The organism is Pseudomonas sp. ASL8, from assembly GCF_056680355.1.
Window position 1 is genome coordinate 1,322,486 of record NZ_CM155278.1, and the last position, 22,150, is coordinate 1,344,635.

20 protein-coding genes are annotated in these 22,150 nt (G+C 58.0%); 5 read left to right on the forward strand and 15 right to left on the reverse strand.

Annotation, left to right across the window (positions count from 1 at the left end; translation table 11 throughout):
- Nucleotides 1-8: 8 nt before the first annotated feature.
- The 4 genes from AC1MEA_RS05890 to AC1MEA_RS05905 form a co-directional block, all read right to left on the reverse strand.
- Complete coding sequence (locus tag AC1MEA_RS05890) at nt 9-917, reverse strand: SdiA-regulated domain-containing protein (protein WP_480917096.1); 909 nt, start codon at nt 915-917, stop codon at nt 9-11.
- A 203-nt stretch (nt 918-1,120) separates the two neighbouring features.
- A complete protein-coding gene (locus AC1MEA_RS05895; RefSeq protein ID WP_480917097.1) occupies nt 1,121-2,050 on the reverse strand; it encodes an SdiA-regulated domain-containing protein in 930 nt (309 codons plus the stop codon).
- A 3-nt stretch (nt 2,051-2,053) separates the two neighbouring features.
- On the reverse strand, nt 2,054-2,719 hold the full coding sequence (locus AC1MEA_RS05900; RefSeq protein WP_219063626.1) for a fumarylacetoacetate hydrolase family protein: 666 nt from the start codon (nt 2,717-2,719) through the stop codon (nt 2,054-2,056).
- 45 nt (nt 2,720-2,764) lie between these two features.
- Nucleotides 2,765-4,159, reverse strand: coding sequence for an FAD-binding oxidoreductase (locus AC1MEA_RS05905; RefSeq protein WP_480917098.1), 1,395 nt, complete (start codon nt 4,157-4,159; stop codon nt 2,765-2,767).
- Nucleotides 4,160-4,318: 159 nt separating this feature from the next.
- Between AC1MEA_RS05905 and serA the strand changes: the two genes are divergently transcribed.
- Nucleotides 4,319-5,548: a phosphoglycerate dehydrogenase gene (gene serA, locus AC1MEA_RS05910; protein ID WP_219063628.1), complete on the forward strand. Its 1,230-nt coding sequence runs from the start codon at nt 4,319-4,321 to the stop codon at nt 5,546-5,548.
- Nucleotides 5,549-5,609: 61 nt separating this feature from the next.
- Here the strand turns inward: serA and AC1MEA_RS05915 are convergent, their stop codons facing one another.
- Nucleotides 5,610-6,062 carry a DUF4399 domain-containing protein gene (locus AC1MEA_RS05915; protein ID WP_219063629.1) on the reverse strand — a complete coding sequence of 151 codons (453 nt, stop codon included), beginning with the start codon at nt 6,060-6,062 and terminating at the stop codon, nt 5,610-5,612.
- A 140-nt stretch (nt 6,063-6,202) separates the two neighbouring features.
- Here AC1MEA_RS05915 and AC1MEA_RS05920 point away from each other — a divergent pair, with 140 nt between their 5' ends.
- Nucleotides 6,203-6,976, forward strand: a complete 774-nt coding sequence (locus AC1MEA_RS05920) for a transporter substrate-binding domain-containing protein (RefSeq protein ID WP_219063630.1) — start codon at nt 6,203-6,205, stop codon at nt 6,974-6,976.
- 5 nt (nt 6,977-6,981) lie between these two features.
- Here AC1MEA_RS05920 and AC1MEA_RS05925 read toward each other — a convergent pair whose 3' ends face one another.
- The gene (locus AC1MEA_RS05925) at nt 6,982-7,614 is read right to left on the reverse strand and encodes a 2OG-Fe(II) oxygenase (protein WP_480918105.1); all 633 of its coding nucleotides are present in this window, start codon (nt 7,612-7,614) and stop codon (nt 6,982-6,984) included.
- A gap of 108 nt (nt 7,615-7,722) precedes the next feature.
- Here AC1MEA_RS05925 and AC1MEA_RS05930 point away from each other — a divergent pair, with 108 nt between their 5' ends.
- Nucleotides 7,723-8,493, forward strand: a complete 771-nt coding sequence (locus AC1MEA_RS05930; protein WP_219063631.1) for a DUF2059 domain-containing protein — start codon at nt 7,723-7,725, stop codon at nt 8,491-8,493.
- Here the strand turns inward: AC1MEA_RS05930 and bipL are convergent.
- On the reverse strand, nt 8,490-9,455 hold the full coding sequence (gene bipL, locus AC1MEA_RS05935; RefSeq protein ID WP_449634407.1) for a phospholipase BipL: 966 nt from the start codon (nt 9,453-9,455) through the stop codon (nt 8,490-8,492). The genes AC1MEA_RS05930 and bipL overlap by 4 nt on opposite strands.
- 119 nt (nt 9,456-9,574) lie before the next feature.
- Here bipL and AC1MEA_RS05940 point away from each other — a divergent pair, with 119 nt between their 5' ends.
- Complete coding sequence (locus AC1MEA_RS05940; RefSeq protein WP_449634408.1) at nt 9,575-10,153, forward strand: DUF6436 domain-containing protein; 579 nt, start codon at nt 9,575-9,577, stop codon at nt 10,151-10,153.
- A 102-nt stretch (nt 10,154-10,255) separates the two neighbouring features.
- Nucleotides 10,256-12,643, forward strand: coding sequence for a penicillin acylase family protein (locus tag AC1MEA_RS05945; RefSeq protein WP_480917099.1), 2,388 nt, complete (start codon nt 10,256-10,258; stop codon nt 12,641-12,643).
- Nucleotides 12,644-12,719: 76 nt separating this feature from the next.
- On the opposite strand, the gene AC1MEA_RS05950 is transcribed toward AC1MEA_RS05945, so the two are convergent.
- The 8 genes from AC1MEA_RS05950 to AC1MEA_RS05985 all read right to left on the reverse strand — a co-directional run bounded on the left by AC1MEA_RS05950 (nt 12,720) and on the right by AC1MEA_RS05985 (nt 21,982).
- Nucleotides 12,720-13,610, reverse strand: a complete 891-nt coding sequence (locus tag AC1MEA_RS05950) for an ABC transporter permease subunit (RefSeq protein ID WP_219063635.1) — start codon at nt 13,608-13,610, stop codon at nt 12,720-12,722.
- On the reverse strand, nt 13,607-14,527 hold the full coding sequence (locus tag AC1MEA_RS05955) for an ABC transporter permease subunit (protein WP_449634410.1): 921 nt from the start codon (nt 14,525-14,527) through the stop codon (nt 13,607-13,609). The genes AC1MEA_RS05950 and AC1MEA_RS05955 overlap by 4 nt, the downstream gene beginning before the upstream one ends.
- Nucleotides 14,524-15,666: a polyamine ABC transporter ATP-binding protein gene (potA, locus tag AC1MEA_RS05960; protein ID WP_219063637.1), complete on the reverse strand. Its 1,143-nt coding sequence runs from the start codon at nt 15,664-15,666 to the stop codon at nt 14,524-14,526. Before potA ends, AC1MEA_RS05955 begins: the two co-directional genes overlap by 4 nt.
- 59 nt (nt 15,667-15,725) lie before the next feature.
- Nucleotides 15,726-16,820, reverse strand: coding sequence for a polyamine ABC transporter substrate-binding protein (locus AC1MEA_RS05965; RefSeq protein WP_219063638.1), 1,095 nt, complete (start codon nt 16,818-16,820; stop codon nt 15,726-15,728).
- A gap of 244 nt (nt 16,821-17,064) precedes the next feature.
- Nucleotides 17,065-18,165, reverse strand: a complete 1,101-nt coding sequence (locus AC1MEA_RS05970) for a polyamine ABC transporter substrate-binding protein (protein WP_480917100.1) — start codon at nt 18,163-18,165, stop codon at nt 17,065-17,067.
- Nucleotides 18,166-18,388: 223 nt separating this feature from the next.
- Nucleotides 18,389-19,753 carry an aspartate aminotransferase family protein gene (locus AC1MEA_RS05975; RefSeq protein WP_219063640.1) on the reverse strand — a complete coding sequence of 455 codons (1,365 nt, stop codon included), beginning with the start codon at nt 19,751-19,753 and terminating at the stop codon, nt 18,389-18,391.
- 55 nt (nt 19,754-19,808) lie between these two features.
- Nucleotides 19,809-21,167, reverse strand: a complete 1,359-nt coding sequence (locus tag AC1MEA_RS05980) for a glutamine synthetase family protein (RefSeq protein ID WP_449634413.1) — start codon at nt 21,165-21,167, stop codon at nt 19,809-19,811.
- Nucleotides 21,168-21,205: 38 nt separating this feature from the next.
- Nucleotides 21,206-21,982 carry a gamma-glutamyl-gamma-aminobutyrate hydrolase family protein gene (locus AC1MEA_RS05985; protein WP_480917101.1) on the reverse strand — a complete coding sequence of 259 codons (777 nt, stop codon included), beginning with the start codon at nt 21,980-21,982 and terminating at the stop codon, nt 21,206-21,208.
- Nucleotides 21,983-22,150 lie beyond the last annotated feature (168 nt).

The following is a 22,150-nucleotide window of genomic DNA, read 5'->3' on the forward strand; positions in this document are numbered from 1 at the left end:
CCCTGCGGTCACTGCTTGCGGAACACGTAGAACAGGTTCGGTTCGCTGACCATGTACAAGGTGCCGTCGTCGTCCATCGCGATGCCTTCGGCTTGCGGCACACTCTTGCGCAAGCCCAGTGTGCCTTTGGTCAACGAGACATTGCTGATCGGCCGTCCCTCGGTATTCAGCTCAACCACCTGCTTCGACTCATCGGACAGCGCCAGCAAGTGACCGCTGCGCGCATCGAATTGCAAACTGGACAGATCGCGCACGAACAAGCTGGCATCACGTTTCTGGTCGGACGCCACCTCGACGACCTTCGGCGTGTCCACGCTGGCATTCGGAAACCCGCGAATTTCAATGATCCGCATCGGCTTGCGCTCTTTGGCAACAAACAGCCGCTGGCCCTTACGGTCATAGGCCAGGCCTTCGAAACCGTTGTTGGTGCCCGCGTCGATACCCAGCGACAACTGTTCTGCATCGGCCGAATCGAGACGCAAGGTGTGCTCATCCACCTGCACTTTGATCAGGCGCTGCTGATGCTCATCACTGATGACATAGGTGCCGAGACTGATGTATTCGACTGCTTCAGCATCGCCGAAATTGATCAACGGAATACGCCGCAGGATTCGGCCATCAAGGCTTAGCTCGACCAGTTCCGAGTCTTTGTTGGTCACGGTGAACAGGCTTTTGCGGTCCGGATCGTAACTCAGCGCCGAGACGTTATCTTTCAGCCCATCGATAACCTGCGCCTCGATCACCACTCTGTAGTCCTGAAGCCCCAATGTGTGGGTGTCTTGCGGCTGCCAGAAGGTATGCCAGTGGAACCAGGCACGCGCGACGACCCGATACTCGCGCCCAGCCAGAACCAATAGCAGCACAGCCAACAGAATGACGGCGCAATACACAACTCTGGCGGGGAAGAGGCGACGCATGAGAGGCAGCTCTGATCAAAGGAGCCGATGTAATACCACGGGGCCATTAATTAAAGCTGAATATCTGACTTGAGGGTTTCCTGCACCGGTCATACAGGCCTTCGCGCGGACACGCCGGCCTCCACCGTTTTGCGTCTTGTGACGTCTAACGGTGAAAGCCGGCGTGCTGGCGAATGAAGCGACTTGGTGTGTCTGCGGGGCCGTTATTGCTTACGGAACGAGTAGAACAGGTTCGGCTCACTGACCATGTACAGCGTGCCAGCCTCGTCCATGGCCACGCCTTCAGCACGGGGAATGGTTTTGCTCAGACCATTGAAGCCGCCCAGCAGCGCGATAAAGCTGACCTGTTCGCCCTTGTCATCCAGCTCGAGCAGCAGGTGCGAATCAGCTGACATCACCAGCATGTGCCCGGTACGCGGGTCGATGGACAGCGCGGAAAGGTTGCGCATGTCCAAGGCGTTGGTTTTGACTTTTTGCTTGTCGCCTTTAAACACCGCACTGCCATCGCTTTTCCAGGTGAACAGCGCGGGTGGACGCTCCTCGCCGAACAGCATCTGTTGCCGACGCGGGTCCCAGGCTACGCCTTCGAAGGCTTTGTTCTGATCCTTCGACGGGCCAAGGTCGTACTTCGGAAAGTCAGCAATGTTCAGCGTCCGGGTATCCGCCGTCACAGTGACGATGGTCATCAGATGCTGACGTTCATCGACGATTGCCATCAGGCCGTTTTCCAGCACCGCCACGCCTTCCGGGTTGCTCCAGCCGACCAGCGGAATCTTGCGTAACACGTCACCTTTGAGCGTCAGCTCGACCAGAAACGCATTTTTGCCCATGACCGAGAACAACGTTTTGGTCACCGGGTTGTAGCTCAGATCGGACGCTTCGTCCTTTTCCATGCCCGGCAACAGCTTGGCGTCGATGTCCACCCGGTAATCCGGCAGCCAGATGCTGGCGCTGCGTTCGGCCGGGCTTTTGAGTTGCTCCTTCACCCAGAGCACACCACGACTATCCCAGTGCATGAAAAAAGCCACTACGTAGGCAATGACACCCACCAACAGCAGCCAGAAATACCAACGACGGTGCAAAGGCCGTGATGCACGGCCATCCAGGGCGTCAGTTTGAGCGCCAATAGCCATCGGTCAACGCACGCTGCTTTCGAAACGACTCTTACCGGTCAACTCCAGCACGATTTCATCGCCCGCATTGAGCGGACCGACGCCAGCAGGGGTTCCGGTCATGATCACGTCACCGGCCTGCAAGGAGAAGTTCGACGCCATGTACTGAATCATTGGCACGATAGGGTTGAGCATCGCGCTGCTGTTACCGTCCTGGCGCACTTCACCGTTGATGGTCAGGCGAATGCCGATATCGGTCAGGTCTTCATAGGCGTCAGCCGAGACGAAGGGCGCCAATACCGCAGCGCCGTCGAACGACTTGGCGATTTCCCATGGCAGGCCTTTTTCCTTGAGCCTGGACTGAACGTCACGCAAGGTCAGGTCCAGACCCGGAGCGAAACCGGTAATCGCATCCAGCACTTCTTCGCGCGACGGGTTACGCGTCAGCGGTTTGCCGATCAACACCACGATTTCGGCTTCGTAGTGCACCGAGCCACGGTCGGCCGGAATGGTGAAACCACCGTCCAAAGCCACCACGCAACTGCCGGGCTTGATAAACAACAGCGGTTCGGTCGGCACCGGGTTATCCAGTTCCTTGGCGTGTTCGGCGTAGTTACGACCGATACAGACGACTTTACCCACCGGGAAGTGGATCCGCGTACCGTCTACATACTGGTGCTGATAGCTCATGGACGACTCCTGGGTCTCTCTATACGGCCCGTTCAGGCCAACGGATCAAACAGCGAAAATTTTGCCAGGGTTCATGATCCCGTTCGGGTCGAACACCGCTTTGACTGCTTTCATGTACTCGATTTCTACCGGCGAACGACTGTACGTCAGGTAGTCACGCTTGGTCATGCCCACGCCATGCTCGGCAGAGATGGAGCCGTTGTATTTCTGCACGATCTCGAACACCCACTTGTTGACCGTGGCGCACTTGGCGAAAAACTCATCCTTGCTCAGGTTGTCCGGCTTGAGGATGTTCAAGTGCAGGTTGCCATCGCCAATGTGGCCGAACCAGACGATTTCGAAGTCAGGATAGTGTTCGCCGACGATAGCGTCGATTTCCTTCAGGAACGCTGGCACTTTCGACACCGTCACCGAGATGTCGTTTTTGTACGGTGTCCAGTGCGAGATGGTCTCGGAGATGTACTCGCGCAACTTCCACAGGTTCTGCAACTGCTGGTCACTCTGGCTCATTACGCCATCAAGTACCCAGCCCTGTTCAACGCAATGCTCGAAGGTTGCCAGTGCATCGTTGGCCACGTCTTCGGAGATCGCTTCGAATTCCAGCAACGCGTAGAACGGGCAATCAGACTCGAAAGGCGCCGGTACATCGCCGCGAGCCAGCACTTTGGCCAGCGCTTTGTCGGAGAAAAATTCGAAAGCGGTCAGGTCGAGCTTGTTCTGGAACGCATGCAATACCGGCATGATCGCGTCGAAATCACTCGTACCCAGGACCATGGCGGTCAGGTTTTTCGGCGCACGATCAAGGCGCATAGTGGCTTCGACGACGAAGCCGAGCGTGCCTTCAGCGCCGATGAACAGCTGACGCAAGTCATAGCCAGTGGCGTTTTTGATCAAATCTTTGTTGAGCTCGAGCAGATCGCCTTTGCCGGTAACGACTTTGATGCCCGCCACCCAATTGCGGGTCATACCGTAGCGAATGACCTTGATCCCGCCGGCATTGGTGCCGATATTGCCGCCAATCTGGCTGGAACCGGCAGAAGCGAAGTCGACCGGGTAATACAGGCCGTTCTCTTCAGCCAAGGTCTGCAGCTGTGCGGTGACAACACCCGGCTGGCAGGCCACGGTACGGTCAGTGGCGTTGAATTCCAGCACCTGGTTCATGTAGTCGAACGCAACGACCACTTCGCCATTGGCAGCAACGGCCGCAGCGGAGAGCCCGGTCCGTCCGCCGGACGGTACCAACGCAACGCGACGCTCATTGGCCCAGCGGACAATGGCCTGTACCTGCTCGGTGCTCTTGGGGAAAACAATGGCCAACGGCGCAGGCGCAAAGTGCTTGGTCCAATCCTTGCCGTAAACGTTGAGGGAGTCGGCATCGGTCAGCACCTTGCCAGGCTCAACCAGGGTCTTCAGCTCATCTATCAAAGCAGGATGGGTCATCGAAGGAACTCTCGAACAATTCATGGTCATCCTGAGAACGCTTCACGTCCAGGAATGGGTGTTTCGCGGGGTGCATATGCTAGCATACGCCCCCCGCTAATCGTGCCTACGGCCGATCTGCGACCCCTGCCATTTTCTCCGGGACACAGGTTTACGCAGATGAGCAAGACTTCTCTCGATAAGAGCAAGATCAAGTTCCTTCTTCTCGAAGGCGTCCACCAATCCGCCGTGGACGTCCTCAAGGCGGCCGGGTACACAACTATTGAGTACCTCACCGGCTCTCTGCCGGAAGCCGAGCTGAAGGAAAAGATCGCCGATGCACATTTCATTGGCATCCGTTCCCGCACCCAACTGACTGAAGAAGTATTCGATTGCGCCAAGAAACTGGTCGCGGTCGGCTGTTTCTGCATCGGTACCAATCAGGTCGATCTCAATGCTGCCCGCGAACGCGGCATCGCTGTTTTCAACGCCCCCTACTCCAACACCCGTTCGGTGGCGGAGCTGGTACTGGCTGAAGCGATCCTGTTGCTGCGTGGCATCCCCGAGAAAAACGCTTCCTGCCACCGTGGTGGCTGGATCAAAAGCGCGGCCAACTCCTTCGAAATTCGCGGCAAGAAACTGGGCATCGTCGGCTACGGCTCGATCGGCACTCAGCTTTCGGTGCTGGCTGAAGGTCTGGGCATGCAGGTGTTTTTCTATGACACCCTGACCAAGCTGCCGCTGGGCAACTCGACGCAGGTCTCCAGCCTGAAAGAGCTGCTCGGTCTGGCTGACATCGTCACCCTGCACGTTCCGGAAACCGCTGCGACCCAGTGGATGATCGGCGAAAAAGAAATCCGCTCGATGAAAAAGGGCAGCATCCTGATCAACGCCGCTCGCGGCACCGTGGTCGAACTGGATGCCCTGGCAGACGCCATCAAGGACAAACACTTGATCGGCGCGGCCATCGACGTCTTCCCCGTCGAGCCTCGCTCGAACAACGAAGAGTTCGAAAGCCCGCTGCGTGGCCTGGACAACGTGATCCTGACCCCGCACATCGGCGGTTCGACAGCCGAAGCTCAGGCCAACATTGGTCTGGAAGTGGCTGAGAAGCTGGTCAAGTACAGCGACAACGGTACGTCGGTGTCCTCGGTCAACTTCCCGGAAGTGGCGTTGCCGGCTCACCCTGGCAAGCACCGTTTGCTGCACATCCACCAGAACATCCCGGGTGTGATGAGCGAGATCAACAAGGTCTTCGCCGAAAACGGTATCAACATCTCCGGTCAGTTCCTGCAGACCAACGAGAAAGTCGGTTACGTGGTGATCGATGTCGACGCCGAGTACTCCGATCTGGCGCAAGAAAAGCTGCAGACCATCAACGGCACTATCCGTAGCCGCGTGCTGTTCTAGGTTTTTCCGATGTCAAAAAAGGAGACCTTCGGGTCTCCTTTTTTATCGCGGCGAGTTCAGGTTACTTGACGGTTACCGTGATTTTTTTCGACTCGACCGGCGGGTTCAGCGGGATGTGGCTCTTGTCGCCCACCAGCAATTGCAGGGTGTGTTTGCCTGGCGTCAGGGTCAGTTCGGTTTCGGTCTGACCTTTGCCGAAGTGCTTGATGTTGTCGGTCACTGGCAGTGGTGCATCCATCGCGGGCTGATCTTTCACATCAATCAGCAGGTGATGGTGGCCGGTGTCTGGAATATCGACACCCGCAGGTGCAACGCCCATGCCTTTAAGGCCGAACTGGACCTTGAAGGTCTTGCCGACGGTGGCGCCATCTTTGGGCGAAATAATGTACACCTCGGCACCCGCAGGTGAGGCGGTGCGCGGAACATCGGCAGCGTTAGCCACTAAAGAAGCGCCTAACAAAGAGCCTCCCAATAACAACCCTGCGATAGCCGTTCTTGAAAATAAGGTCTTCATGGTTTCTCCAGGTAATTTTTTTACAAAAAATCGGACCTGAAACAACAACTTCAGTTCATTTAAGTGTCCAAAGCTGCGGCCGACTAAGCTAAACACCATAAAGCATAGCGGTTGTGATTTCTTTTACCTTAGGAGCGCCCATGCGTTTTGTGCCTGGCCTGTTATTTTTATCTGCCTGTCTGAGCCCCTTGGCTCATGCCGATTTGATCGACGAAGTGAATGATCGTGGCGAGTTGCGTATAGCCATGGAGGCAAACTTTGCGCCTTTCAGTTTCATGCAGGACGGCAAACTGACGGGCTTCGAAGTCGAGCTCGGCCAGCTGTTGGCCGATGAGCTGGACGTGCGCGCGTCGTTTGTCACTACCGACGCGGCCGACCTGCTGTCAGGCGTCGAAGGCGACAAATACGACATCGCCCTGAATCACATTGCGGTCACCCCGGAACTCAAGGCGCGCGTCGATTTCAGCGAGCCCTACAGCTATTCCAACGCGCAACTGATTGTGCGCAGTGAGGAAAAGCGCCCGCTGAGCACCCTGGACGCCCTTAAAGGTCTCTCGCTGGGCGTCGCCCAGAGCAGCCAGTTCGCCGAAGAGGCGCGTACCCGTGAAGGCATCGACCTGCGCAGCTACCCGGATGCACAGCAGCCGTTGAAGGCGCTGGCCGACGACCAGCTCGACGCCGCCATCAGTGATCGCCTGCTGGTGCCTTTTGCGATTCGTGACAGCCATCTGCCCGTCAAGCCCGGCAATGACGTCGGACCGCCCCTGGTCCTGGCAATCCCGTTTCAGAAGGGTAATCCGGCATTTCAGGGCGTGCTGGACGGGGCATTGCAGCGAATCAAAGCCGATGGCCGGTTAAGCGCACTGTCTGAAAAATGGTTCGGTATTGATGCGAGCAAGCCGTCCAAACCGTAACCCGATCAGAACGGATCATCCCCGCGTCGCCGAAACCAGCCCGTCAGGGACAGGCGTTCGCGGGTCGACGGCAGCACCTCATGGGGGATTTCACCAGAGAGGAACACCACCAGGCAGCCGCCCTTGGGCTGCACGTCATAGTCGACGCCTTCTTTTAGAAACATGCGCAACTGGCCACCGTACTCGGGCAACCAGCCTTGATTCAGATAAAGCACCGCCGAGACCGTGCGCCGGTCATCGTCGCGGAAGCGGTCGACATGCTTGAGGTAGAACGCGCCCGGTGGGTAGAGCGCAAAATGGCTCTCATAATCTTCCAGCCCGAGAAATAACCCGCGATTAAGCGCTTGGCGCAGGCTGTCCATCAGCACCAGATAACGGTCGCAGGCTGCGGACTCACCCGCTTCCAGCCATTGGATGTGGTCACCACGAACCCCCTCTCGCACTTCCTGAGTCGAGCCGCGCCCCACCGCCGCCGGCGACAGTTCGCCCTCGGCCGCACGCTCGCGGCACTCAGCGGCCAACTCGAGGGTTAGCGCTTCTGGCAAGAAAATATTCTGCTGTGACCAGCCATGAGCGGCCAGGTCATCGACGATTCGTAGCAGTAGCGGGTGATCAGAGGGTATTTGCATGTCGCGCATAGTATCCATACGTCTTGAAAACCGACAGCACCGCCGAGCGAACGAAGTGTTAACTCGACAAGTCCCCGCCACCGCATTGAGAATAGCGGCCTGCTGACAGGAGTCCTTATGCGCCGTTTGTTTGTTTTGCTGTTGATGTTCTGCACGATGCCCGCTTGGGCAGACGGCCACGACCAGTTGTACACGGTCGCCGGCTGGCCAGAACAACGCGCGCATTTCAACGCGGCCTTGACCGCCGCTCAGCAACGCTACCGCAACAGCTTGCCGCCAGCGGTCTATCAAGCATTGGTCAACAACAGCAATCAGCGCTTCGCTCCGCAGGCCATGGATCAGCGCGCAGAGCAGCATTTACGACAAGCCCTGAAAGACCCGGCGCCAGCGCTGCAGTTTTTCCAGTCGCCCCTGGGCCGCAAGATCGTCACCGCCGAACTGACCGCGACCCGCCCTGATCAACTGGCGAAAAACGCTCAAGGCCTGCCACACATTGAAGCCAGCGCAACCCGTCAACTACTGATCGGCCATCTGGCCCAGGACCTGCCCGCCCGTGAGGCGGGAGCCGAGGTCAGCCTCGCCATCGCCGGTGTTGCAGCCGACAGCCTGAGCCAGATGATCCCCGGCCTGCTGGGCGGTGGTCAGGCCCAAGGCATGCTGGATGGTCAGCGCGAACGCTTGATGGCGCAGATCGGCAACGACATGAACAACACCCTGCTCTACGTCTACCGTGACCTTTCAGACCCGGAACTGGAAGAGTTCGCCACCTTCGCCGAATCCCCCGCAGGCAAAGCGTATTACAAGGCCGCGCTGGCAGCGATTCGCGCCGGGCTGGCGGTTGGGCAAAGCACATCGAGCCTGGCACCCGCAGGGCAGCCGGGGAGTTAAGCGTTGGGTGAAGAACGCGCCTGACCCATTCGCTCACTCAAAAACGCAAAATAACGCTCACGCATCGCGGGCAGCTCATTGGCCAGGTGATGCCGCGCCCCGCTCAACATCAAAATCTGCGGCTGGGCGAATTTATCCTTGAGCACCTCGAGGTTGTGGCCCCAGTCGACGGTCATGTCCGCGTCCCCCTGAACGATCAATGGGCTACGGGTACTGCGTGGCGCGGCCTCGATACGTTTGATCCACGCGGCCAAAGCGCCTACCCAGGCGGTCGGCAGGCGTTGTGGTTGCAACGGGTCCGCCAGCAGAAACGGCAGGAACGCAGGGTCGTTGGAGTTTTCGCTGAAGCGCCGGGCGATGCCTTTGACGAAGGGGTTGAGCAGGTAATAACTGAGTTTCGACCAGCCCCAGGCCCGCGGGCGAATCAACGGCGCCAGCAAGATCGCCTGCCCTTGCGCAGGGCTGTCGATGCCGTGGTTGAGCAGATGGTCGATCACAATCGCCCCGCCCGTACTTTGCCCGCACAGGTGCCAGGGTTGCGGCAACTTCAGCCCCATCGCTTCGGCAAACAATGCGTGCAGCACCTCTTGGTACTCGGCGAAATCATGGATGCTCGCGCGAGCGCCGCTGGACAAGCCATGCCCCGGCAGATCGCAGGCAATCACTGCAAAACGCTGATCCAGCGCCCACTCGATGACATGCCGATACAGGCCCATATGGTCGTAGAAACCGTGGATCAAAAATAAGGTCGCGACAGGCTGTTCCGGCAGCCAGACCTGGCTGACCACTTGGTAACCACCGATGTCAAAGCGCCCCAGCCAACTGCGCACTGGCGCCGCGCGCTCGGCAAACGTCAGGCCATAGAAGCGCTGATACGCCAGCCCTTGGCCAGACATTGGCTGCGCGGCGAGCAAAGGTTGCAGGCTGGATCGTAAAGAATCAGGGTCAAACGTGGCAGACATGGGGCATCCAGGCAAAAACGGAGGTCATTTTCATCCGAACATGACAATGAGTTGGCTGCGATATTCATCTGTCTCGTCAGGCATGGCAAGCTACGCCTCCCTAAACCGAACTGTCCCGCATGAACTCACGCCATCGCCCTACCCTCCTCGCGTGCCTCCTTGCCCTCATATGCGCGGTCGGGCTGTGGGCGGCATACGATTGGTTCCAGGGGCGCTATATCCGCCCGTTCAGCGACCAGACGGCGCTGTTCGCCGGTGACGTACTGAGTCTGCCCGCCGAACTGGCCGGACCGGGGCGAATTCGCCTGGTGCATTTCTGGGACCCGGCCTGCCCATGCAACGTCGGCAATCAGCAGCACTTGAGCGAACTGGTCGAGCACTACGGCGGCGCACAGGGCGTGGACTTCTACTCGGTACAGAAACCGGGGACCCACGGCCAATTACCCAGCACCCTGGACGCGATCAAACCGCTGGCCAGCCTGCCCGGTGCCGAGCGCATCACTGCCAGTCCCGCTGTCGCGATCTGGGACCGTGAAGGCCGCCTGGCCTACTTCGGCCCCTACAGCGAAGGCGCCACCTGCAATTCCGGCAACAGCTTTATCGAGCCGATTCTCAAGGCCCTGAGCGCCGGTCGCGCAGTCAATGCCACGCACACCATGGCTGTGGGCTGCTATTGCCCTTGGCGGGTCGGGCTGTGATCCAACATTCCGGACACTGATCAAGGCCCCGAGGCCGCTACACAGGCCTAAAGCAACTCTGTAGCCTGCAAACCCCGGCCTGAATCGTTCACGAGAATGCAGATGAAGCGCAGCCTGACCGCCGTCACCCTCGTTATCACCCTCATCGCGGGCGGTGGCGCCTGGTATATCCACAGCAAGCAGCCCGTGCGTCAGGGCGAAATGACCCTGGTCCATCTGCAAGCGCCGGTCACTGTGCGTTACGACGAGCGCGGCGTGCCGCACATCCGCGCCGAAAACGAGGCTGATCTGTATCGCACCCTGGGCTATGTCCACGCGCAGGACCGGCTGTTTCAGATGGAAATGCTGCGGCGGCTGGCGCGTGGCGAACTGGCCGAGGTGCTGGGCCCCAAACTGCTGGACACTGACAAACTGTTCCGCAGCCTGCGCATTCGCGAGCATGCCGATACCTACGTCGCCCAACAGGACAAACAAACGCCTGCCTGGAAGGCCCTGGAAGCGTATCTGGACGGCATTAACCAGTATCAGGACACCCACGCCAAACCCATCGAGTTCGACCTGCTGGGCATCAAGAAGCGCCCGTTTACCGCTGAAGACACCCTGAGCGTCGGCGGTTACATGGCGTACAGTTTTGCCGCAGCGTTTCGCACCGAACCCTTGCTGACCTATGTGCGCGACCAGTTGGGCGCCGACTACCTGAAGGTCTTTGACCTCGCCTGGCAGCCACAAGGCGCGCTGGGCCAGGCACCCGCACTCGCCAGTGCCGACTGGAAAGGCTTGAACGACCTGGCTCGCCTGAGCCAACACGCGCTGGAAGAGGCAGGCTTGCCGCAGTTCGAAGGCAGTAACGCCTGGGTGGTCTCCGGCACCCGCACCCAAAGCGGCAAGCCGCTGCTGGCCGGCGACCCGCATATTCGGTTTGCCGTACCGTCGGTGTGGTACGAGGCGCAATTGTCGGCGCCGGGGTTCGAGCTGTATGGCCATCACCAGGCGCTCAACCCATTCGCGTCGCTGGGGCACAACCGCGACTTCGGCTGGAGCCTGACCATGTTCCAGAACGACGATCTGGACCTGATCGCCGAGAAGACCAACCCGGACAACCCCAATCAGGTCTGGTATCACGGGGCCTGGGTCGACATGATCCAAAGCGAGCAGCAGATCCTGGTCAAGGACGCGCCTGCCGTCACCCTGCACCTGCGCCAGTCGCCTCACGGCCCGATCATCAACGATGCGTTGGGCGCGACAGCCGGCACCGCACCGATCGCGATGTGGTGGTCATTTCTGGCGTCCGAGAACCCGATTCTGCAAGGCTTCTATGAAGCTAATCGCGCCGACACCCTGAGCAAAATGCGCGCGGCGGCCGAAAAAATTCAATCCCCAGGGCTGAATGTGGTCTGGGCCAACGCCAAGGGAGACATCGGCTGGTGGGCCGCCGCGCAACTGCCCATCAGGCCCGAGGGCGTGAACCCCACCTTCATCCTCGACGGCAGCACCGCGCAGGCAGACAAGACAGGCTTCTACCCCTTCAGCGCCAACCCGCAGGAAGAGAACCCGGCACGCGGCTACATCGTCTCGGCCAACTTCCAGCCGGTGTCGCCGACGGGCATGGAAATTCCCGGTTACTACAACCTCGCAGACCGCGGCCAACAGTTGAACAAACAGCTGAGCGACCCGGCCGTGAAGTGGGACCTGGAGAGCAGCAAAAAACTGCAACTGGGCACACAGACCGACTACGCGCCACGGGTATTGAAGCCGCTGATTCCGGTCTTGCGCAGCGCGGTGGACGACCCCGAAGAACGGGCACTGGTCGAGCGCCTGGCCAGTTGGAAAGGCGACTACTCGCTGGATTCAGTCGGGGCGACGCTGTTCAATCAGTTGGTGTCGGACCTGATCCGGGAAGCGATGCACGATGAACTGGGCGATGGCTTTTTCGACACGTTGCTCTCGAGCCGCGTGATTGACGCGGCGCTGCCGCGGTTGGTGGCCGACGCCAACTCACCGTGGTGGAATAACCGCAACTCACCCGCCGAAAAGAACCGTGCAGACGTGGTCAAAGCCGCGTGGCACGCCAGCGTCTCGCACCTCAAATCCCTGTACGGCGCCAACGCGGATGAGTGGCGCTGGGGCAAAGCACATACCTTGACCCATGGTCACCCGCTGGGCATGCAGAAACCGTTGGACAGGCTGTTCAACGTCGGCCCGTTTCCCGCGCCAGGCAGCCATGAAGTGCCCAACAACCAATCCGCCCGCATCGGTTCAGCGCCGTGGCCAGTGACCTACGGCCCCTCGACCCGACGCTTGATCGACTTCGCCGACCCAGCCCACAGCCTGGGCATCAACCCGGTCGGGCAAAGTGGCGTGTTGTTCGATGAGCATTATTCGGATCAAGCCAAAACCTATACCGAAGGCGGCTATGTGCAGGCGCATTTCGATGAAGGGGATGTAGCGGCAAATACGCGGGGGACGTTGAGGTTGGTGCCGGCCAGATAGCGTTCGCTGGCGCTGCCGGTCTCTCAGCAAAAGCCAAATGCCAGACGCCGTTTATAACGACGTCCGGCACAATCAATCACGCGACTTCAGACACCGACGCCCGACGTGGATCGGGTTGTTTCCAGGAGTCAGCGGCGGCTTCATCGATGGCGAGCTGGATAGCGCGCTTGCGCTGATCTTCGGCCCGACGGCTGAAGAACCAGACCAGGAAGGTCGCTATCGAGACGGCCAACAGGATCAAGCTGGCGATGGCGTTGATTTCCGGTTTAACGCCCAGGCGCACGGCGGAGAACACTTCCATCGGCAAGGTTGTCGAGCCAGGACCGGACACGAAACTGGCGAGAACCAGATCGTCCAGCGACAGGGCGAAAGACATCATCGCGCCCGCAGCCAGTGACGGCGCAATCATCGGGATGGTGATCTGGAAGAACACCTTCCACGGCCGCGCACCCAGGTCCATGGCCGCTTCTTCGATGGACAGGTCCAACTCACGCAAACGAGCCGAAACCACCACCGACACGTATGCAGCACAGAACGTTGTGTGAGCGATCCAGATGGTGACGATCCCGCGCTCCTGCGGCCAGCCGATCATCTGCGCCATGGCCACGAACAGCAGCAACAGCGACAGACCGGTAATCACTTCGGGCATCACCAGAGGGGCCGTCGCCAGCCCACCGAACAGCGTCCGGCCTTTGAAGTGAGCGATGCGCGTCAACACAAATGCAGCCATGGTGCCCAGCGCCACAGCGGCGATCGACGTATAGCACGCGATCTCCAGCGAACGCATGACGGAACCCATCAGTTGGGTGTTATCCAGCAGGCCGACGTACCACTTGATCGACCAGCCACCCCAGACCGTTACCAGCTTGGAGGCGTTGAACGAGTAGATGACCAGGATGAGCATGGGGGCGTAGATAAATACCAGGCCCAGTATCAGCATCATGTTCGAGAATCTGAAGCGCTTCATGCTTTAGCCTCCAGTTCTTTGGCCTGGCTACGGTTGAAGAGGATGATCGGCACGATCAGGATCGCCAGCATCACCACCGCCAGAGCAGACGCTACCGGCCAGTCACGGTTGTTGAAGAATTCTTGCCACAGCACTTTACCGATCATCAGCGTCTCGGGACCGCCCAGCAGTTCCGGGATCACGAACTCGCCCACGACCGGAATGAAGACCAGCATGCAGCCGGCGATGATGCCGTTTTTAGACAACGGCACGGTGATTTTCCAGAAGCTGTTGAAGGTGCTCGAACCCAGGTCCGAAGCGGCTTCAAGCAGGCTTTGATCATGCTTCACCAGGTTGGCGTACAGCGGCAGGATCATGAACGGCAGGTAGGAATACACCACGCCGATATAGACCGCCAGGTTGGTATTGAGGATCTGCAATGGCTCGTTGATGAGCCCCAGCCACATCAGGAAGCTGTTGAGCAAACCGTTGTTGCTGAGGATGCCCATCCACGCGTAAACGCGAATCAGGATAGCGGTCCAGGTCGGCATCATGATCAACAGCAGCAAGACCGTCTGGCTTTCTTTACGCGCCGTGGCGATGCCATAGGCCATCGGATAGCCGATCAGCAGGCACAGTAGGGTGCTGAAAAACGCCATCTTCAGCGAGCCCAGATACGCAGCGATGTACAGCTCATCATCGGTGAGCATCGCGTAATTGCCGAGGTTGAGAATCAGCTGCAGTTTCTGTTCGATGACGTTGAAAATTTCGGTGTACGGCGGAATGGCAACGTCTGCCTCAGCGAAGCTGATTTTCAGCACGATGATGAACGGCAGCATGAAGAACAGGAACATCCAGATGAAAGGGACCCCGATGACCAACTGACGGCCACCGGGCGTTATTCGATTGAGCGCACGCGTTATTTTTCGCATTTTCATGAGCGTAATACCACGCCGCTGTCGTCTTCCCACCAGACGTAGACTTCATCGTCCCAGGTCGGACGTGCACCACGGCGTTCGGCGTTGGCAACGAACGACTGGACCATTTTGCCGCACGGCAACTCGACATAAAACACCGAGTGGCCGCCCAGGTAAGCGATGTCGTGTACTTTGCCGCGCGACCAGTTGTGCTCGCAGGTCGGCATCACAGTTGTGACCAAGAGCTTTTCCGGGCGAATCGCATAGGTGATGTGCTTGTCTTCAACCGAGGTACTAATACCGTGGCCGACGAAGATATTGCGTTCCAGTTCCGGGCTTGCGATCAGCGCGTAACCTTCGGCGTCATCGACGACTTCGCCTTCGAACAGGTTGACGTTGCCGATGAATTCGCAGACCAGTCGGCTGGTCGGGGTTTCATAGATATCGATTGGGCTGCCGATCTGCGCAATCCAGCCCAGGTGCATGATTGCAATGCGCTGGGCCATGGTCATGGCCTCTTCCTGGTCGTGGGTCACCATGATGCAGGTCACGCCAACGCGCTCGATGATCTCCACCAGTTCCAGCTGCATTTGCGAACGCAGTTTTTTGTCCAGCGCACCCATGGGTTCGTCGAGCAGCAACAACTTCGGCTTTTTCGCCAGCGAGCGCGCCAGGGCGACCCGTTGACGCTGACCACCGGACAACTGATGCGGCTTGCGCTTGGCGTACTGGCTCATCTGCACCAGCTTGAGCATCTCAGCCACGCGGGCGTCGATCTCCTGAGCAGAAATCTTGTCCTGCTTCAAACCGAAGGCGATGTTCTGCGCCACGGTCATGTGCGGGAACAGCGCGTAGGACTGGAACATCATGTTGATCGGCCGCTCGTAGGGCGGCATATCGGTGATGTCCACGCCGTCGAGGTAGATACGCCCCTCGGTCGGCCGCTCAAAGCCTGCGAGCATGCGCAGAAGCGTGGACTTTCCTGAACCAGAGCCGCCGAGCAAGGCGAAAATCTCGCCTTTATTGATTTGCAGGGACACATCGTCCACGGCAATCGTCTCGTCGAACTTCTTCGTGACCCGGTCGATTTTGACCAGCACCTGTTTAGGTTGCTGATCACCTTCGAGGGCTTTCTTATAGGCGCCGGAGGCAACTGCCATGTGGTGAAACTCCCAACAAAATTTGCAGCCCGACCAGTACAGCCGGGCCTGGATTTTTCTTATTTACCCGACTTGACCTTAGTCCAGCTGCGGGTCATTAAACGTTGCACCTTCGGGGGCAACTCAGCATTGACGTAAAGCTTGTCCAGCACCTCTTGCGGTGGGTATACCGCGACATCGGTGCGTACTTTCTGATCCATCAACCCGTCAGCCTTTGGGTTCGGGTTGGCGTAGCCGACAGTGTCACTGACCTGAGCAATCACCTCAGGCTTGAGCAGATAGTTAATGAAGGCATGGGCCTCTTTGACGTTGCTCGCATCACGGGGGATCGCCAGCATGTCAAACCACAGGTTGCCGCCTTCCTTGGGGATGACGTAAGCCACCTTCACGCCCTTGCCGGCTTCTGCCGCGCGGGCTCTTGCCTGGAACACATCACCGGAAAAGCCGGCGGCCACGCAGATGTCGCCGTTGGCCAGGTCGGTGATGTATTTGGAAGAGTTGAAGTACGTGACGTAGGGCCGGATGGCCAGTAATTTGGCTTCCGCTTTTTTGTAATCTTCCGGGTCTTCACTGTTAGGTTTCAGGCCCATGTAATTGAGCATGGCGGGAATCATTTCATCGCCAGAGTCGAGAAACGCTACGCCGCACTTGGAAAGCTTTTTGATGTTCTCGGGCTCGAACAACATTGCCCAGGAATCGATCTTGTCGACACCGAGTACTGCCTTGATTTTATCGACGTTGTAACCAATGCCATTGGTGCCCCACAGATACGGCACGGCGTACTGATTGCCCGGATCGTTCTTCTGCAGGCGCTTGAGCAGCGCCGGGTCGAGGTTCTGCCAATTAGGCAACTGAGCCTTGTCGAGTTTTTGAAACGCCCCGGCCTTGATCTGCTTGCCCAGGAAGTGGTTGGACGGCACGACCACGTCATAACCGGTATGCCCGGCAAGCAGCTTGCCTTCAAGGGTTTCGTTGGAATCGAATACGTCATACAACGGTTTGATCTTGGTGGCCGCTTCAAAGTCCACCAAGGTTGTCTCACCGATATAGTCAGACCAGTTATAAATATGCACCGTTGAAGCAGCCTGAACACTGACCGCCAGGGTCACGCTCGCGCCGACCAACAATGCTTTGTGAAAATAAGAAATAGACAATGGGTGGTCCTCTTCTATTGTGGGCCTTTCGCCCGTGTCAGACGGCAGGAAACCTGCCGGACAACCAAATCGGCGTGTAACTTACCTTCAATAAACCCATCCAGCCAAAAAACACTTCAATAGCAAGGGTGCGATCCCCTGCAGGAACCAACGTATTGGCGAAGGCGGTATCCATCAAACCGCGTTGCGTTCTTCGCCAACCCATCAGCCCCAACAAGTGATCCACACCGGTCTTACACGAGCATTACTTGCCCGATTTGATCTTGGTCCAGCTGCGCGTCAGAAGTCGCTGTGTTGCGGCATCCAAATCGCTGATGGCGTACAGTTTTGCTTGCACTTCGGTCGACGGATAAACACCCGGGTCGGTACGGATTTCTTCGTTGACCAACGGTGTTGCCGCTGCGTTGCCGTTAGGGAAGTGCACGCTGTTGGTGATTTCAGCCATGATTTCCGGCTTCTGCAGGAAGGTCATGAATTTGTAAGCACCTTCGACGTTCTCGGCATCCTTGGGAATCGCAACCATGTCGTAGAAGCTACCGGCCCCTTCCTTAGGAATGCTGTAGCTGACCTTGACCTTGCCACCGGCTTCTTCAGCACGGGCTTTGGCCTGGTAAACGTCACCCGAGTAACCGACTGCAACGCAGATGTTGCCGTTGGCCAGGTCACCGATGTACTTGGAAGAGTGGAAGTAAGTGATCGATGGGCGGACTTTCAGGTACAAGTCTTCAGCTTCTTTCAGCTGCTTTTTGTCCTTGGTGTCGGTTGGATAACCCAAGTAATGCAGGGCCACCGGAATCATCTCGGTTGGCGAGTCGAGGAAGCTGACGCCACAGCCCTTCAGCTTGGCTGCGTTCTCGGGCTTGAACAGCAAGTCCCAGGAATTGACCGGCGCATCAGCACCCAAGGCTGCTTTAACTTTTTCGGCGTTATAACCAATGCCGATCGAACCCCACATGTACGGGAAAGCATGCTTGTTGCCCGGGTCGCTTGCAGCGCCCACGGTTTTGAGCAGATTCTCGTTCAGGTTTTTCCAGTTAGGCAGTTTGGAGCGGTCCAGTTCCTGATAAACGCCAGCTTTGATTTGCTTGGCCAGGAAGTTGTTGGACGGCACCACGATGTCGTAACCGGATTTGCCGGCCAACAACTTGGCTTCCAGGGTTTCGTTACTGTCAAAGACGTCATAAACGACCTTGATGCCCGACTCTGTTTCAAATTTCGCGATGGTGTCCGGTGCGATGTAATCGGACCAGTTATAGACGTGCAGAACTTTGTCATCGGCCTGAGCAGCAGCGGCCACTACGCCCATAAGGGACAAGGCGAGGAGGGTCTTGCCAAATATCTTCATGCGTACAACTCCGTTGTTTGAACACTAACCGTTGGGTAGCGGCGACTGAATCCGCCATGCGTCTGGCAAGATCCGGGGCGGGCTTTCAAGACCACATGGCCCGCCTTAATACTTATCCACTGCATACATCAAAAACCAGCCCTGTTTAAAGTGAGTGAAAACCGTTGAACGTGCTACGGCTTCACTCACCTCAATCAAGCACTTTCCCACCTGATCCTAGCACTTAGCCTTGTATGGCACGTAAGGTCAGGTCCAGGCACGTACGCGCCTTGGTCACCAGCTCATCAATTTCAGCAAAACTGATCACCAGCGGCGGCGCAATGATCATGGTGTCGCCCACCGCGCGCATGATCAGGCCGTTATCGAAGCAGAACTGCCGGCAAATCATCCCGACGCCCTTGCCGGTATAACGCTCACGCGTGGATTTATCTTTTACCAGTTCAATTGCGCCCAGCAGTCCTACGCCCCGAACTTCACCTACCAACGGGTGATCATTCAGTTCACGTAAACGCTTTTGCAAATAGGGTGCCGTTTCTTCATGGACGTGCTCGATAATTTTTTCATCGCGCAAAATACGGATGTTTTCCAGAGCCACGGCGGCGGCAACCGGGTGACCGGAGTACGTGAATCCGTGGTTGAAATCGCCGCCTTCGTTAAGCACGTCGACCACTTCATCGCGCACGATCAGACCACCCATCGGGATGTAACCCGAGGTCAGGCCTTTGGCGATGGTCATCATGTCCGGCTTCAGGCCGTAGAAATCGCTGCCGAACCATTCGCCTGTGCGACCGAACCCGCAGATCACTTCATCCGCGATAAACAGGATGTCGTACTTGGCGAGGATCTCTTTGATCTTCGGCCAGTAGGTGTCAGGTGGAACGATCACACCGCCCGCGCCCTGGATCGGCTCTGCAATAAAGGCGCCCACGTTGTCGACGCCCAGCTCGAGAATTTTCTTCTCCAGTTCCTCGGCAGCCCAGACCCCGAATTCATCCGGGCTCATGTCGCCGCCTTCGCCGAACCAATAGGGCTGTGCGATGTGGACGATGCCAGGGATCGGCAAGTCGCCCTGCTCATGCATGCCAACCATGCCGCCCAAGCTGGCGCCAGCAACGGTCGAACCGTGGTAGCCGTTGATCCGGCTGATGATTATTTTCTTCTTCGGCTGGCCTTTGATCGACCAGTAGTGACGCACCATGCGCAGCACGGTGTCGTTGCCTTCCGAGCCGGAACCGGTGAAGAACACATGGTTCATGCCTTCTGGCGCGATATCGGAAATGACTTTGGCCAACTCCAGGACCGGCGGGTGAGCGGTCTGGAAGAACAAGTTGTAATAAGGCAGCTCGCGCATTTGCTTGCTGGCGGCATCGGCCAGTTCGTCACGGCCGTAACCGATGGCTACGCACCAGAGGCCGGCCATGCCGTCGAGAATCTTGTTGCCTTCGCTGTCCCACAGATAAACGCCCTTGGCGCGGGTGATGATGCGCGGGCCTTTTTCTTTCAACTGCTTGAAGTCGCTGAACGGCGCCAGATGGTGATCGTTGCTCAGGGCCTGCCAGACGCGTGTTTGTGGATTGTTGTTACTCATGCCGCTCTCTCCGTATTCAAAGTGGCGCGGCCGACCATAGCCGCGCTCATCATAATCAGACCGCGAACAGCAGGAACTCACGTTCCCAAGAGCTGATCACGCGCTTGAAATTCTCATGCTCGGCACGCTTGACCGCGACGTAACCGACGATGAATTTCTTACCGAGGTATTTTTCGATTGTTTTGCTGTTTTCCATTCGCTCCAGCGCGTCTTCGATGGTCAGAGGCAGACGCAGATTGCGCCGCTCATAACCGCGACCCACGACCGGCGCACTGGGGTTGATTGCTTCGACCATACCGATGTAGCCGCACAGCAGACTCGCTGCGATGGCCAGATACGGGTTGGCGTCGGCACCCGGCAGGCGGTTTTCCACCCGACGGTTTTGCGGGCCGGCATCTGGCACCCGAAGGCCCACAGTCCGGTTCTCTTCACCCCACTCCACGTTCACCGGCGCCGAGGTATCGGGCAGGAAGCGGCGGAACGAATTGACGTTCGGCGCGAACAATGGAAGCAGCTCGGGGATGTATTTTTGCAGGCCACCGATGTGGCACAGAAACAGCTCACTCATCGAGCCATCTTCGTTGGAGAAGATGCTCTTGCCAGTGGCAATATCGATCACGCTCTGGTGCAAGTGCATGGCGCTGCCTGGCTCGCCGGTCATTGGCTTGGCCATGAACGTCGCCGCAACGTTGTGCTTCAGCGCGGCTTCACGCATGGTCCGCTTGAACACCAGAATCTGGTCGGCCAGCGACAACGCGTCACCGTGACGGAAGTTGATTTCCATCTGCGCCGTGCCGTCTTCGTGGATCAGCGTGTCCAGGTCCAGGTTCTGCAGTTCGCACCAGTCGTAAACATCCTCGAACAACGGGTCGAATTCGTTGGCAGCTTCTATAGAGAACGATTGGCGACCGGTTTCCGGGCGACCGGAGCGACCAATCGGCGGCTGCAACGGGAAGTCCGGGTCTTCGCAACGCTTGGTCAGGTAAAACTCCATTTCCGGGGCCACAATCGGCTGCCAGCCCTTGTCGGTATAGAGCTTCAGTACTTTCTTCAATACGTTGCGCGGCGACAGCTCGATCGGGTTGCCTTGCTTGTCGTAGGTGTCGTGGATCACCTGAGCCGTCGGCTCGATAGCCCAAGGCACCAGGAACACCGCGTTCTGGTCGGGGCGGCAGATCATGTCGATGTCCGCCGGGTCCAGCAGTTCGTAATAGATGTCATCTTCGACATAGTCGCCGGTGACCGTTTGCAGCAACACACTCTCGGGCAAGCGCATGCCTTTTTCGGCAATGAACTTGTTGGTCGGTGAGATCTTCCCGCGAGTAATCCCGGTGAGGTCGGCAATCATGCATTCGACCTCAGTGATCTTGTGCTCTTTCAACCAATCGGTGAGCTGGTCGAGGTTGGTACTCATAAATACCTCAGGAGGTAAACACCCGGGCCCCGAAGGGGTCAGGCACTTTTTGACGCGGCTGCGTCGCGTTGAATTGCCCGCTTTCTACAGGCATCGCCAAATGCCTGGAAAATCGCAAGATAATGCGGGTTCGAGGTCACTTGCCACTCGGGGTGCCATTGCACACCTAAAGCAAAACCCGAGCCTGCCGTGACCGAGACCGCCTCGATCAACCCGTCAGGCGCCAGAGCCTCGACACGCAGGCCCGGCGCCAGACGCTCAACGCCCTGACCATGAATCGAATTGACTTGAATGTCGCTTGGCAGGCCAAGGCCCGCGAGCACGCCGCCCGGCTGGATATGCAGGGTATGGCTTGGCCCGTACTGGACGTCGAGCGGCTCGTTGTCCTGTTCACGGTGGTCCATGAATGTTCCAACTTCATGAACACGCTGATGCAGGCTGCCACCGAACGCCACGTTCATCTCCTGAAACCCCCGACAAATTCCCAACACCGGCACGCCCGCCGCCACAGCAGCACGAATCAGGGGTAGAGTAGTGCGGTCACGATCAGGATCATGAGCGGTGCCCGGCGCGCTGGCTGGACCGTCGTAGTAAGAGGGGTCGACATTGGAGGGCGAACCGGTGAACAAGAGTCCATCGACGCTGGCGAGTATCTGGGCCGTGTTAAATAATTCAGCCAGTGACGGCAATATCAGCGGCAAGCCCTTGGCAGCGATTGCGACTGCGCGGACGTACTTGTCGCCACTGATGTGATAACTGTGCAGACCTATCTGCTTGGTGCAGGCGGTCACGCCGATTAACGGCAGGCGAGACATGGAACCCCCGAGTATTATTGGTGTTATGGGTTGCAATCGAGCTTAGCCTTGTTCATTTTTTTTCACAACACCCCCGTAAAAAATAGAACACAGCCCGCTCAAGCTCGCAGATCCCAAGGCTGTCAAAACGCAATACTTGCCCTAATTTGCGGCAAAAACGGCCTCTTA